This is a genomic window from Gillisella terrae (assembly GCF_004801395.1).
Classification (GTDB): Bacteria; Pseudomonadota; Alphaproteobacteria; order Rhizobiales; family Rhizobiaceae; genus Allorhizobium; species Allorhizobium terrae.
In genome coordinates this window covers 192,195-204,746 of the sequence record NZ_SSOA01000004.1, presented here as the reverse complement: position 1 = coordinate 204,746, position 12,552 = coordinate 192,195, and the positions used below count along the sequence as shown (strand labels likewise).

General features: G+C 55.4%; 13 protein-coding genes. 6 read left to right on the top strand and 7 right to left on the bottom strand.

Annotated features, from left to right (window positions below; translation table 11 throughout):
• The first annotated feature begins 13 nt into the window (after positions 1-13).
• From ftsY to E6C51_RS10460, 3 genes are all read left to right on the top strand, one after another.
• Positions 14-1,345, top strand: a complete 1,332-nt coding sequence (gene ftsY, locus E6C51_RS10470; RefSeq protein WP_190235899.1) for a signal recognition particle-docking protein FtsY — start codon at positions 14-16, stop codon at positions 1,343-1,345.
• Positions 1,346-1,411: 66 nt separating this feature from the next.
• Positions 1,412-2,062: a septation protein A gene (locus tag E6C51_RS10465; protein WP_190235898.1), complete on the top strand. Its 651-nt coding sequence runs from the start codon at positions 1,412-1,414 to the stop codon at positions 2,060-2,062.
• The gene (locus E6C51_RS10460) at positions 2,059-2,637 is read left to right on the top strand and encodes a DUF2585 domain-containing protein (protein ID WP_146934367.1); all 579 of its coding nucleotides are present in this window, start codon (positions 2,059-2,061) and stop codon (positions 2,635-2,637) included. Before E6C51_RS10465 ends, E6C51_RS10460 begins: the two co-directional genes overlap by 4 nt.
• Before the next feature lie 7 nt (positions 2,638-2,644).
• On the opposite strand, the gene E6C51_RS10455 is transcribed toward E6C51_RS10460, so the two are convergent.
• From E6C51_RS10455 to ccmA, 5 genes are all read right to left on the bottom strand, one after another.
• Positions 2,645-3,244, bottom strand: coding sequence for a DsbE family thiol:disulfide interchange protein (locus tag E6C51_RS10455; RefSeq protein WP_146934370.1), 600 nt, complete (start codon positions 3,242-3,244; stop codon positions 2,645-2,647).
• Positions 3,241-3,411, bottom strand: coding sequence for a heme exporter protein CcmD (gene ccmD / locus E6C51_RS10450; protein WP_190235897.1), 171 nt, complete (start codon positions 3,409-3,411; stop codon positions 3,241-3,243). The genes E6C51_RS10455 and ccmD overlap by 4 nt, the downstream gene beginning before the upstream one ends.
• Positions 3,408-4,172, bottom strand: coding sequence for a heme ABC transporter permease (locus tag E6C51_RS10445; RefSeq protein WP_190235896.1), 765 nt, complete (start codon positions 4,170-4,172; stop codon positions 3,408-3,410). The genes ccmD and E6C51_RS10445 overlap by 4 nt, the downstream gene beginning before the upstream one ends.
• A 120-nt stretch (positions 4,173-4,292) precedes the next feature.
• On the bottom strand, positions 4,293-4,952 hold the full coding sequence (gene ccmB, locus E6C51_RS10440; protein ID WP_146934379.1) for a heme exporter protein CcmB: 660 nt from the start codon (positions 4,950-4,952) through the stop codon (positions 4,293-4,295).
• A 247-nt stretch (positions 4,953-5,199) separates the two neighbouring features.
• Positions 5,200-5,844, bottom strand: coding sequence for a heme ABC exporter ATP-binding protein CcmA (ccmA, locus tag E6C51_RS10435; protein ID WP_190236028.1), 645 nt, complete (start codon positions 5,842-5,844; stop codon positions 5,200-5,202).
• Between the two features lie 274 nt (positions 5,845-6,118).
• On the opposite strand from ccmA, the gene acnA reads away from it, so the two are divergent.
• From acnA to E6C51_RS10420, 3 genes are all read left to right on the top strand, one after another.
• Positions 6,119-8,812 carry an aconitate hydratase AcnA gene (acnA, locus tag E6C51_RS10430; RefSeq protein ID WP_190235895.1) on the top strand — a complete coding sequence of 898 codons (2,694 nt, stop codon included), beginning with the start codon at positions 6,119-6,121 and terminating at the stop codon, positions 8,810-8,812.
• Between the two features lie 190 nt (positions 8,813-9,002).
• Complete coding sequence (locus tag E6C51_RS10425) at positions 9,003-9,794, top strand: DUF1223 domain-containing protein (protein WP_146934384.1); 792 nt, start codon at positions 9,003-9,005, stop codon at positions 9,792-9,794.
• A 702-nt stretch (positions 9,795-10,496) separates the two neighbouring features.
• Positions 10,497-10,895 carry a DUF2794 domain-containing protein gene (locus E6C51_RS10420; RefSeq protein WP_146934387.1) on the top strand — a complete coding sequence of 133 codons (399 nt, stop codon included), beginning with the start codon at positions 10,497-10,499 and terminating at the stop codon, positions 10,893-10,895.
• 124 nt (positions 10,896-11,019) lie between these two features.
• On the opposite strand, the gene E6C51_RS10415 is transcribed toward E6C51_RS10420, so the two are convergent.
• Positions 11,020-11,577, bottom strand: a complete 558-nt coding sequence (locus E6C51_RS10415; protein ID WP_190235894.1) for a GNAT family N-acetyltransferase — start codon at positions 11,575-11,577, stop codon at positions 11,020-11,022.
• 144 nt (positions 11,578-11,721) lie between these two features.
• Complete coding sequence (locus E6C51_RS10410; protein WP_146934393.1) at positions 11,722-12,492, bottom strand: Bax inhibitor-1/YccA family protein; 771 nt, start codon at positions 12,490-12,492, stop codon at positions 11,722-11,724.
• Between the last annotated feature and the right edge of the window lie 60 nt (positions 12,493-12,552).

Below are 12,552 nucleotides of genomic sequence, written 5' to 3'. Positions count from 1 at the left end.
AAAGCAAGACCCTATGGCTATCGGTTTTTTCAAAAAAGTCTTCACCTTCAGCTCCGAAAAATCCACCGACGCGATTGTGGTTGAGGAGTTGACGGCGGAAGAGCGCGAAGCCGTTGCCGCCGCCAGCCTGCCGAAGCCACGCACGCCTGATCTGCCGGTGGTGGCTGATCCGGTGTTGCCGGAAGAGATGGACACCGCAGGTGGTCCGGCCAGCGATGATGCTAAGGTGCGTGACGACGAAAAGGCAAGCGATGAGGTCGAGCAGGCTGTTGAGCCGGATTCGAATGAATTGGACCTTGTGCCGCTCTCTTTGCTGGAGGCAGAAGAAACAGCCTCTGCTGAGGTGCCTGCGGCAGAGATTGCCCTGCCAAAGGGTTTTTCCACCTCAAAAATTGTCGAGCCGGAGCCGGAAGCGCCGCAGGAGAAACTCAGCTGGTTTCAGCGCCTGAAAGCGGGCCTGTTCCGCACATCCTCCCAACTCACCGGGCAGATTGCCGCCCTGTTCACCAAGCGCAAGCTGGATGATGACACGCTGGAAGAGCTGGAAGATCTGCTCATTCAGGCCGATCTTGGCGTGGAAACCGCGATGCGGGTCACGGGTGCGCTTTCCAGTGAGCGCTACGGCAAGGATGTGACGGGCGAAGACGTGACCCGCATCATGGCATCGGAAATCGTCAAGGTGTTGACGCCGGTGGCCAAGCCCTTGGCACTGGATTTGAACCACAAGCCCCATGTTATTCTGGTGGTCGGCGTCAATGGCACCGGCAAAACCACCACCATTGGCAAGCTGGCCGCCAAGCTTTCCGGCTCTGGCCTGAAAGTGATGCTGGCGGCGGGCGATACGTTCCGCGCCGCTGCCATCGAGCAGCTGAAAATCTGGGCGGATCGCACCGGCTCCGGCTTTATCGGCACCAAATTGGGAGCGGATGCGGCGGGATTGGCCTATGATGCGTTCGAGAAGGCCAAGGCGGAAAAATCTGATGTGCTGATCATCGACACCGCTGGCCGCTTGCAAAACAAGACCGAGCTGATGGCCGAGCTGGAAAAGATTGTCCGCGTGCTGGGCAAGCTCGATCCCGATGCGCCGCACACCGTGTTGCAGACGCTGGATGCCACGACGGGCCAGAACGCCATGAACCAGGTGGAAATTTTCCGCAATGTTGCTGGCGTCAATGGTTTGGTGATGACCAAGCTGGATGGCACGGCCCGCGGCGGTATTTTGGTGGCCATTGCTGCCAAGCATAAGTTGCCGGTCTATTTCATTGGCGTGGGTGAAGGCGTCGATGATCTGGAGCCGTTTGAGGCTGACGATTTTGCCCGCGCCATTGCCGGTGTGAATCCGTAAAATCCAGCCCGTAAATCGACGCAATTTTCAAGCAGACAATTTAAAGCCGACAACTCAAAGAGTGTGATGATCGTGATTGAACAAAGCCCGCAACCGAATGAAGCAGAAAAGCACAATCCCATGCTGAAAATGGTGTTGGAGCTTGGGCCATTGCTGGTGTTTTTCTTTGGTAATTTGCGTGGCGAGTGGCTGGCCAAGCAATTTCCGGCCTTGACCGCCATTGGCGGGCCGCTGTTCATTGCAACGGCATTGTTTATGGCGGCCACGGTTTTATCGCTGATCGTCTCGAAGATCGTGTTCAAACATTTGCCGATCATGCCATTTGTGTCGGGCATTGTGGTTTTGATTTTCGGCTCACTCTCCATCTGGCTTCAAGATGAAACCTTTATCAAGATGAAGCCTACCATTGTGAACGCGCTGTTTGGCGTTGTGCTGTTGGGTGGTCTGCTGTTTGGCCGGTCCTTGCTCGGCTATGTTTTCAATGCCGCATTTCAGCTCGATGAAGAAGGCTGGAAAAAGCTCACCTTGCGCTGGGGTATTTTCTTTCTGTTTCTCGCTATCTTGAACGAAGCCGTCTGGCGCAATTTCTCCGATGCTGTCTGGGTCAATTTCAAGGTCTGGGGCACCATGCCCATCACCATCATCTTCACGCTGGCGCAGATGCCTTTGATCATGAAGCACTCGCTGGAAAACAAGACCGACGAGAGCGCGCAGTGAACCCAACAAAGACCCATCACGCTGCCTCTTTCTGGCTGGTTATTCCGCTGATCATTCTGGCCGTGCAAGCGGTGGCTGAACATTTCATGGGTCGGATCTGGATTTGCTCCTGCGGCTACGTCAAGCTGTTTGAGCCGGGTGTCAATACGCCGGGTAATTCCCAGCATCTGGCCGATTGGTATACGCCGTCGCACATCATTCATGGCTTTTTGTTCTATGGTCTCGGCTGGTTGGTGTTGCGCAAGGGTTCCCTTGCTCAGCGCCTGAGTCTTGCAACCCTGATCGAAGCGGCATGGGAATTGCTGGAAAACTCGCCGATCATCATCAATCGCTACCGCGATAGCACCATGGCGGTTGGGTATGCAGGGGACAGCATTCTCAACTCGGCCATGGATACGGTGTTTATGGCGCTTGGTTTCTTGTTTGCCTCGCGCGCACCGATCTGGCTGACCATTGCAATCGCCGTCTTCTTTGAGCTGTTAACCGGTTATTTGATCCGCGATAATCTCACCCTCAACGTGCTGATGCTGGTGTGGCCGGTGGATGCGATCAAGGCCTGGCAGGCGGCGCTTTAAGGAAGCGCTACTTTTTCGCCAGCACTTTCTCGATTGCCGGAAACAACCCCTGTTCAATCGACTGGGCATCAAACGGCCCAACCCGCTTGTAAACAATCGTGCCATCCGGGGCCACGAGATAGCTTTCCGGGATGCCGTAGACACCCCAATCAATCGCAGCCTTGCCGTTGGGGTCAATGCCGATGGCTTTGTAAGGATTGCCCAATTCACCAAGAAAACGCAGGGCGTTGTCGCTTTTGTCTTTGTAATTGATGGCAACGATCTGCAAGCGTGGGTCTTTGCTCAATTCTTTCAAAAACGGATGCTCATCGCGGCAGGGCACGCACCATGAGGCAAAGACATTGACCAGCGTGAGCTTGCCGGAAATGGCGGATGTGGTCAGGGCAGGCAGGTTGGCACCCGCAAGCGGTGGCAGATCCAGCGACGGGGCCTTGGTGCCAATCAGGGCCGAGGGGATTTCGCTGATATTCTTGCCGTTGACATCCTGATCATAGAGCATTTTACCGGCAATGCCGACAATGGCGGCAAATACCAAAAGTGGAATGGCGGCAATGCCATAGCGCGAAATTGCGCTTTTGCGCGGCTCAGAAAGGCTGTCTTCACTCATGGCTTGGCCTTATCCGTGGCTGAACGGCGACGAATGCCCGATGCTTCCAGCGCTTTCAGCTCTTTTTGCCGAGCCCGGCCATCCAGAAAGACCCAGGCGATCAGACAGAGCACAATCAGGCCAGCGGCCGCGTAGGACGTGTTGATGTAAAATGCATAGTGGTTCATGTGTCATCCTGCCCGGCTTTGCGCGCGGCCATACGGCGCTGGGCGGCAATGCGACGCCGCCAGATTTCATTGCGCATGGCCGTGATGTGAAGGGTGAAGAACAACAGCGTTGAAGCCAAAGCCATCACCAGAAGCGGCTTGAGAAAGGCCGGATCAATGGCCGATCCGCCCATGCGCAAGATACTGGCGGGTTGATGCAGCGTGTTCCACCATTCCACCGAGAATTTGATAATCGGAATATTGACGAAGCCGACAAGAATGAGAACCGCACTCACGCGGGCCGCCTTGGAAGGATCATCCATAGCGCGGTTGAGCGCAATCAGACCGAGATACATGAGAAACAGCACGAAAACCGAGGTCAGCCGCGCATCCCATACCCACCATGTGCCCCACATCGGCCTGCCCCAGAGAGAGCCGGTGATCAGCGCAATCAGCGTGAAGGCAGCGCCTATGGGGGCTGCGGCCTTGTGCGAGACATCGGCCAGCGGATGCCGCCAGACCAGTGTGCCAATGGCCGAAAGCGCCATGACGCTGTAGCACATCATGGACAGCCAGGCAGCAGGCACGTGGATATACATGATCCGCACCGTGGCCCCCTGCTGGTAGTCGCCCTCCGAGGTGAAGCTCAGGTAAAGCCCGATGGCAAACAGGACGGCAGTGATGCCCGCCATCCACGGTAGCACGATGCGCACCAGCGCCAGAAACCGGGTCGGGTTGGCGAGGTCAGAAAACTTGGTGATGGCGAGGCTCGTTTCGGTCATGTTGCCTTGTATCGTGAGATCTTCGTTGCGGCAATTGAAATTTGCAATCTTGAGTAGTTGTGTCGCATCAGACTTCGGTGTTGGTCTTACACTCTTTTCATGACCGCCTCTTGGCACAGATCAATCGGCGGTATTTCGCAATGCCAATGCGGCGGCAAGCGGGCCAATGACTGCAAAAAACAAGGTCAGCGCCAGCAAAAACAAAAAGGGTGGCAAAAAGGGTGCTGGCTCCTCCACCGCCGCATAGGATGCGCTGACGCCAAAAATCAGCACGGGAATGGAAAGCGGTAAAACCAAGATTGATACCAGCAAGCCACCCCGCGGTAGTGCTACGGCCACCGCCGCCCCTGCGGCTCCAATGAAGGTGATGGCAGGAGAGCCAACCAGAAGCGTCAGCATCACCGCACCAATCGACACTTCGTTCATGTTCATAAACAGGCCCATCAGCGGCGAGGCAATCACCAGCGGCAGGCTGGTGGCGGTCCAATGGGCAAGGCATTTGATGAAGACGACCAGCACCAGCGGCGTCTCTTGCATCAGCAAAAGATCGAGCGAGCCATCGTCCCGATCGGCCTGAAACAGCCGGTCCAACCCTAAAAGTGCTGCCAGCAGCGCGCCAATCCAGACAATCGCCGGACCGATACGTGACAGCAGGTTCATATCGGGCCCAACGCCAAAGGGAATGACGGCAACCACGGTGAGGAAGAACAAAACGCCAATCAATGCCCCGCCACCGGCGCGCATGGACAGTTTGAGGTCGCGCAGGAAGAGGGCGATCATGTGGCTTGCCGTGAATGCTGGAGTGAAGACCCCTCCCAAGACCCTGTAAAGAACCCCTCCCCAACCCCTCCCCACAGGGGGGAGGGGCTAGGATGCCGTGCCGTTTGAATCCGCTTTTTGGGGTGGCGCTGAGGAGAAGCCTTTTTTGGTAAAAACAGAGGGGGCAACGGGTTAAGCCCCTCCCCCTTGTGGGGAGGGGTTGGGGAGGGGTCTCTCAACGCTCTTGGGAAAAACGAACCACCAACCATCACGCCATTTCCTCAAGTTCATCAAATTCAAACCCGCGCATTTCCAGATGCTGCACATTGTCCAGCCCAAGCGGCTGATGGGTTGCGGCCAAGGCCATGCCGCCGGCTTTCAGATGGGCGCGCACCAGATCGGAAAACATCGCCTCGGCTTTGGCATCAAGCGCGGCCGTTGGCTCGTCGAGAATCCAGACCGGACGATAGGCCACCAGCAGGCGAGCCATGGCAAACCGGCGCTGCTGACCCGCAGAGAGATAGCCGTAAGGCAGGTGGGTGATGCTGGACAGGCCAATAACGTCGGCGGCCTCTTCAATGCTCAAGCCTTTTCCCCCTTCAAAGTCGCCAAGGAAGTCTTTCCAGAAATGCAGGTTTTCATAGACACTCAGCTCGGCCTTCATGCCGTTTCGGTGACCGAGATAGTGGCAAGCTTCGCGTGCCGGGCGTGATTCGCCATCCTGCGCTTGAAACGTCACCCGTCCACTTTCCGGGCGGATAAATCCGGCAACAACGCGCAGCAAAGTCGACTTGCCAGAGCCATTTCGACCCGTCAGCACCAGCGCTTCACCTTTGTTTAAACAAAAATTGATGTGGCGAAACAAAAGGTCTTCGCCCCGCTTTGCCGACAAATTCTCGGCTTTCAAACGCAATGTTTCCGTCTTGTTTAGCAAAGCGCTATTGCCTTCAAAAAATTGTGCCATTTGGCTGTTCTACACTCTGGAACAGTTCTTAGAAATTATCTATAAGACCTGCAACCACGCCAGCGACCGGCGTGTTCATCATCCTAGAGCCGAACTTGAAGTTTGCGTAAAGCGATTTTCACGGGCGGACAGCGGAAATGGTCGTACCCGCATCCTGATGTGCATGAAGTGCATGGGCGTCCGCACGTTTGTGTTGGCTATCAGTATTCAGCGGGGTTCTACCTTGTCCAAGTCACTTGACAGCTTTAATTGCCGGTCGACGCTTACCGTCGACGGTAAGGACTATGTCTATTTCAGCATCCCGAAGGCCGAAGCAAACGGTCTGGCTGGCGTTTCCAAACTGCCTTATTCCATGAAGGTGCTGCTGGAAAACCTGCTGCGCAACGAAGACGGTCGCTCCGTCACCAAGGCCGACATTGAAAATGTTGCGGCCTGGCTGGTTGACAAGGGCACCGCTGGCAATGAAATCGCCTACCGTCCGGCCCGCGTGCTGATGCAGGACTTTACCGGCGTTCCTGCCGTGGTTGACCTTGCTGCCATGCGCGACGCTATGGTGAACCTTGGTGGTGATCCTGAAAAGATCAACCCGCTGGTTCCTGTTGATCTGGTTATCGACCACTCGGTTATTGTTGACGAATTTGGCACGCCAACCGCTTTTGCCCGCAACGTTGAGCTGGAATATCAGCGCAACGGCGAGCGTTATCGCTTCCTCAAGTGGGGCCAGCAGGCGTTCAAAAACTTCCGCGTTGTGCCTCCTGGCACCGGCATCTGTCATCAGGTGAACTTTGAATATCTGGGTCAGACCGTCTGGACCAAGGAAGAAGACGGCGAAACCGTCGCTTATCCTGATACCTGCGTTGGCACAGACAGCCACACCACCATGATCAACGGTCTCGGCGTTCTTGGCTGGGGCGTGGGTGGTATCGAGGCAGAAGCAGCCATGCTTGGCCAGCCGGTTTCCATGCTGTTGCCAGAAGTCATCGGCTTCAAGCTGACCGGCACCCTCAAGGAAGGCGTCACCGCCACCGATCTGGTTCTGACCGTGGTGCAGATGCTGCGCAAGAAGGGCGTGGTGTCGAAATTCGTTGAATTCTTCGGCCCCGGCCTCGACAAGCTGCCGGTTGCAGACCGCGCAACCATCGGCAACATGGGTCCGGAATACGGCGCAACCTGCGGCTTTTTCCCTGTGGATAACGCAACGGTTGGTTATCTCAACATGTCTGGCCGCGCCAAGGATCGTATTGCTCTGGTTGAAGCCTATTCCAAGGCGCAGGGCATGTGGCGTGACAATGACGGCTCGCAGCTCGTCTTCACCGACACGTTGGAACTCGACCTCGGTGACGTTGTGCCGTCGATGGCCGGTCCAAAGCGTCCAGAAGGCCGCTTGCCGCTTGAAACCATTGCGCCGAACTTCGCCACCGCGCTGGAAGCCGATTATAAGAAGCCCGGCCAGCTGACAAACCGTTATGCGGTTGAAGGCACCGACTTTGACCTCGGCCATGGCGATGTTGCCATCGCTGCCATCACCTCTTGCACCAACACCTCCAACCCGAGCGTGTTGATTGCCGCTGGCCTTTTGGCCCGCAATGCCGTTGCCAAGGGTCTGAAGTCCAAGCCATGGGTCAAGACTTCGCTGGCACCGGGATCGCAGGTTGTTGGTGAATACCTGTCCAAGTCTGGTCTGCAAGAGTCTCTGGATGCGCTCGGCTTCAACCTCGTTGGTTTCGGCTGCACCACCTGCATCGGTAACTCTGGCCCACTGCCAGCACCGATCTCCAAGACCATCAACGACAAGGGCCTGATCACTGCTGGCGTGTTGTCGGGCAACCGTAACTTTGAAGGCCGTATCTCGCCTGACGTTCAGGCCAACTATCTGGCATCTCCGCCACTGGTTGTCGCTTACGCGCTGGCGGGTTCCGTTCAGAAGGATCTGACCACCGAGCCGCTCGGCGAAGACCAGAACGGCAACCCGGTTTACCTCAAGGACGTCTGGCCAACCTCCGCCGAAGTGCAGGAATTCATCCAGAAATACGTTACCCGCGAATTGTTCGAATCCAAATATGCGGACGTGTTCAAGGGCGACGAAAACTGGCAGGCGGTTCAGGTGCCGGAAGGCCAGACCTATGCCTGGGACGATAACTCCACTTACGTTCAGAACCCACCTTACTTCGTGGGCATGGGCAAGACCGGCTCGGGTCTCACCAACATCGAGGGTGCGCGCGTTCTCGGCTTGTTCGGCGACAAGATCACCACCGACCATATCTCGCCAGCTGGCTCCATCAAGGCGGCTTCGCCTGCGGGCGCTTACCTGATGGAACATGGCGTTGGCGTTGCCGATTTCAACCAGTACGGTACCCGTCGTGGTAACCACGAAGTGATGATGCGCGGCACGTTCGCCAACATCCGTATTCGCAATCACATGCTTGGACCAAACGGCAAGGAAGGTGGCTACACCATCGCCTATCCATCCAAGGAAGAAATGTCGATTTACGATGCGGCCATGAAGTACAAGGAAGCTGGCGTTCCGCTGGTGATCTTCGCAGGCGTGGAATACGGCAACGGCTCTTCGCGTGACTGGGCTGCCAAGGGCACCAACCTGCTCGGCGTTCGCGCCGTGATTGCTCAGTCGTTTGAGCGTATTCACCGCTCCAACCTGGTGGGCATGGGTGTTGTTCCATTCGTGTTCCAGGAAGGCACCAGCTGGGCCAGCCTCAACCTGAAGGGCGACGAAACGGTCACGATCGAAGGCCTTGATGGCGAGATCAAGCCACGCGAAACCAAGATCGCCAAGATCACCTATGCCGATGGCTCGGTGAAGGAGGTTCCTCTGATTTGCCGCATCGATACCCTCGATGAAGTGATCTACATGAACAACGGTGGCATCTTGCAGACTGTTCTGCGCGATCTGGCATCCTAAGCCATATCGACATTCTTGAAAAACAACGGCCGCCGGTGTTACAACCGGCGGCTTTTTCGTGAGTTATGATAGGAACTTGCAGGTTTCACCCCAACGTGACTTGGTATTGATCCATGCTATGCGTATCTTTGCGAGATCGAAAAAAGACGGCGCTGTGCACTTCGTGCGGCGGTATGATGGGTTTGATTTGATGGTTTTGACACAGATTGCGAAACTTGCGGCACGGCTGCTCATGACGATGGTCATGGGCTTGGTCTGCTTTTCGGTCGCAATGGCGCAGGATGGCAAGCCGCTGAAAGGTGTTGTTGAACTTTTCACCTCGCAAGGCTGCGTTTCCTGCCCTCCGGCGGACCGTGCTTTTGAGAAACTTGTCAACCAGCCGGATGTCGTGGCGCTGGCCTATCACGTGGACTATTGGAATTACCGGGGTTGGGTCGATACGCTGGGATCTGCCGACAATACGGCGCGGCAATATGCCTATGCCCGAAGCTTTGGCCGCAGCGGTGTCTATACACCACAGGCGGTGCTCAACGGGCGTGTGCAAATGAAGGGCACAGATTCGCAAGCCCTGTCTGGCAAAATCGACACTTTGAAATCCAGTGGTGACGGGCTGACCGTCAAGGTCAATGCCGATATTCGCGGTGATGAGCTTGCGGTCAATATTGGCAGTGGCCAAGGACAGGCCGATGTTGTCGTGGTTTATTTCAAACGGCGCAAAGATGTCGATGTTCTCAAAGGCGAAAACAAAGGCCAGCGCATTACCTATCTGAACAGTGTCACGGATATTCAATCCGTGGGCATGTGGCGTGGTGATGCGATCAATATCTCTCTGCCTGCCAAAGTGCTGCGCACCGATGGATGCGATGGATTTGCGGTTTTGCTGCAATCATCGACACCTGCGGGTGATCCAGGAAAAATTCTGGGTGCCGCCATGGTGCTGGCACCAACACCGACCGTTAATCCGGCTGATTACAAACCTTGATAACACACCATTGCTGTCACAAAGCGATTTGTTAAGCGCGGCAATGGATGTGATTTGGGGGTGTGAAAAGAAAGAGCGGGTCCGGCCAATGCATTGGGGCTGGGGGTAAGGGGTCAATGCATCAGACCGGACCCTGACGCGTCTGCGCCAGAAGCAGACATGGCTCTAAAAATGGGGCGCTGTTTTGACCAAATTGGGGCATACCCAAAAAATCTTTCCAAAAATGGTAAGGTTGACCTGCCGCTCGTTCCGAAACCGGATAGGATGTGCCGCCAGACCGAGTGGTCTGACCGAATTTCGAGCGGCTAGAGTTTGTCAGGGAAAAGTGGAATCCGGTTTTCCCGATAAGACAAACGAAAACAAAGAATGTTAGAGTCTGTCTGGTTCAGTCTGAACCTGACAGACTCTAGCGCATAATTTCTTAAGTCGGAATCGGTTTAAGGAGAAAATTATGCAGCAGCTTGAAAGTTCTAGAGCGTCTTTTGTGCGCCATATGTGGTGAGAGGCGCTGTCGTCCTGTCAAAATGACCGCAGCACTTGCAATTTGTTGTTGGTCAGGCAAACTGTCATTGGTTTGTCATCATAGAGCATCGTGCAGAAAACTGGAATCAGCCCGATGCTCCAAGTTTTGTTTGCGCATCGGATTTATCTGAAAACCGGTTCCCACTTTTCAGCCGATGCTCCAGGTATGAAGGAGCCAGCATGACTGATCAGCCGGATTTTCCCCACGAGGGGCGCGAGCGGCAGGCAAGCAGCCCAGCGCCTGTGATTGATCTCAGAGAATACCGCAAAGCCGATGATCCCTTGCCTGTGACGTTCCATCGTACAGAACTGGATGCGATCCTCTGGGTCTATGGGCGTATGGTGGGGGAGGGCGAATGGCGCGATTACGCTTTGGACCATCTCAAAGACAAGGCGGTGTTTTCGGTTTTCAAGCGCTCTGGTGAACTGCCGCTTTACCGAATCGAGAAAAATCCGAAGCTTGCCGCCAAGCAGGGTGCTTTCTCCGTTATCAATACCAATGGCATGATTCTCAAGCGCGGCCATGATTTGCGGCAGGTGTTGAAAGTGTTCGATAAGGTTTTGAAGCTGGTTGAATAGCTCTACAGCGCCTCTCACGATATATGGCGCACGGCGCTGTAACACTTTAAACCTGCTGCATAATTTTCACCTTAAATCGATTCCGATTTAAGGAATTATGCAGTAGCCTCGACAGGGTGTGAAACTACGCCTTGAACAGACTGCCTGGATAGGCTTTCTCATCGGGCAACGTGTCTTTGCCCTCGCCAAGACTGATCTGCATGAACACCGTGTCCAGCCACTGACCCATTTTAAAGCCTGACCCGGCTATACCACCTGCATGGGTAAAGCCAAGACTTGTGTGTACACCAATGGAGGCCGGACTTGCGCCACCGATGACGGCAATCATTTGCCGAAAGCCCAATGTGGTGCATTGCTCGATCAGGGCTTTCAGCAGAGCTTTACCAACCCCTTTGCCTTGCGCATCTTCGGCCAGATAAATCGAATCTTCCACCAGCCAGCGATAGGCCGGACGGGTGCGAAAGGCGCTGGCATAGGCATAGCCCAGCAAAGCACCATCATGCGCTTGCGCGACAATATAGGGATAGGACTGGCTGAGAATTGCTGCCATGCGTTGCGCCATTTCCGCCTCGTTCGGCGGGGCAATCTCATAGCTGGCCGTGCCGTTCAGCACGGAGTGCCGATAAATCGCGGTAATGGCAGGGATATCGGCAGCGGTTGCAGGGCGAAGGGAAAAGGTCATGGCACAGCAGCTTATGTTGGTTGTCTTGCTTCTTTTTCATAAGCGCTGTTGTCTCGCAAGATAGAAACGAGTGGACCCGTATGCTGAACATAAAAAGGGCGGCTAAATAGCCGCCCGATTCTGTTGGTATTGGTGTCAAACCTGTTAGCGACGGTCGCCCATGAAGCGGAGCAGGAACAGGAACAGGTTGATGAAGTCGAGGTAGAGCGTCAGTGCACCCATGATGGCCTTGCGGCCAGCGGTGTCGGCTCCATCGCGCTCAAAATACATTTCCTTGATCTTCTGGGTGTCGTAAGCGGTGAGGCCAGCGAAGATCACCACGCCAAGAGCCGAGATAACGAAGGCCATGGCCGAAGATTGCAGGAAGATGTTGACCAGTGATGCGATGATCAGGCCAAACAGACCCATGATCATGAACGACCCCAAGGCCGACAGGCTGCGCTTGGTGGTGTAGCCATAGAGCGACAGGGCACCAAAAGAAGCGGCTGTGACAAAGAAGGTCTGCACAACGCTCTGGCCGGTGTAAATCAGCAGGATGGACGACAGCGACAGACCAACAAGACCGGCATAGACCAGAAATGTGGTGCGGGCTGCGGAAACGCTCATCGACTGGATTTTAAAGCTCAGGAAAAACACCAGAGCAACAGGGGCCAGCATGACAACCCATTTCAGCGCGCTACCGTAGAGCGCGACACCCAGGCTTGTCAGCATTACGCCATTGCCAAACTGGCCGACGGCCTGCGCCGGATCTGTCGTGGTGGCCAGCATTGCAACCAGATAAGCGGCAACACCGGTGATCGCCAGTCCCAGACCCATCAGGTTGTAAACCTTGAGCATGTAGGTGCGAAGGCCTTGATCGATCAGATCAGTGGAACGAGCGCCCGTCTGAGCCTGATAATTGCGAAAATCAGACATTTTTTCCTCTCATATAAGCTCCGGGTTGGTCACGGTGCGGGCGTAAAATCCCAAGCGCCG

What these genes read in the sequence shown, in the direction of transcription:
- ftsY (WP_190235899.1), top strand. Translation starts at nt 14, where the DNA reads ATGGCTATCGGTTTTTTCAAAAAAGTCTTCACCTTCAGCTCCGAAAAA.
- E6C51_RS10465 (WP_190235898.1), top strand. Translation starts at nt 1,412, where the DNA reads ATGATCGTGATTGAACAAAGCCCGCAACCGAATGAAGCAGAAAAGCAC.
- E6C51_RS10455 (WP_146934370.1), bottom strand. Translation starts at nt 3,244, where the DNA reads ATGAGTGAAGACAGCCTTTCTGAGCCGCGCAAAAGCGCAATTTCGCGC.
- ccmD (WP_190235897.1), bottom strand. Translation starts at nt 3,411, where the DNA reads ATGAACCACTATGCATTTTACATCAACACGTCCTACGCGGCCGCTGGC.
- E6C51_RS10445 (WP_190235896.1), bottom strand. Translation starts at nt 4,172, where the DNA reads ATGACCGAAACGAGCCTCGCCATCACCAAGTTTTCTGACCTCGCCAAC.
- ccmB (WP_146934379.1), bottom strand. Translation starts at nt 4,952, where the DNA reads ATGATCGCCCTCTTCCTGCGCGACCTCAAACTGTCCATGCGCGCCGGT.
- E6C51_RS10425 (WP_146934384.1), top strand. Translation starts at nt 9,003, where the DNA reads ATGGTTTTGACACAGATTGCGAAACTTGCGGCACGGCTGCTCATGACG.
- E6C51_RS10420 (WP_146934387.1), top strand. Translation starts at nt 10,497, where the DNA reads ATGACTGATCAGCCGGATTTTCCCCACGAGGGGCGCGAGCGGCAGGCA.
- E6C51_RS10415 (WP_190235894.1), bottom strand. Translation starts at nt 11,577, where the DNA reads ATGACCTTTTCCCTTCGCCCTGCAACCGCTGCCGATATCCCTGCCATT.
- E6C51_RS10410 (WP_146934393.1), bottom strand. Translation starts at nt 12,492, where the DNA reads ATGTCTGATTTTCGCAATTATCAGGCTCAGACGGGCGCTCGTTCCACT.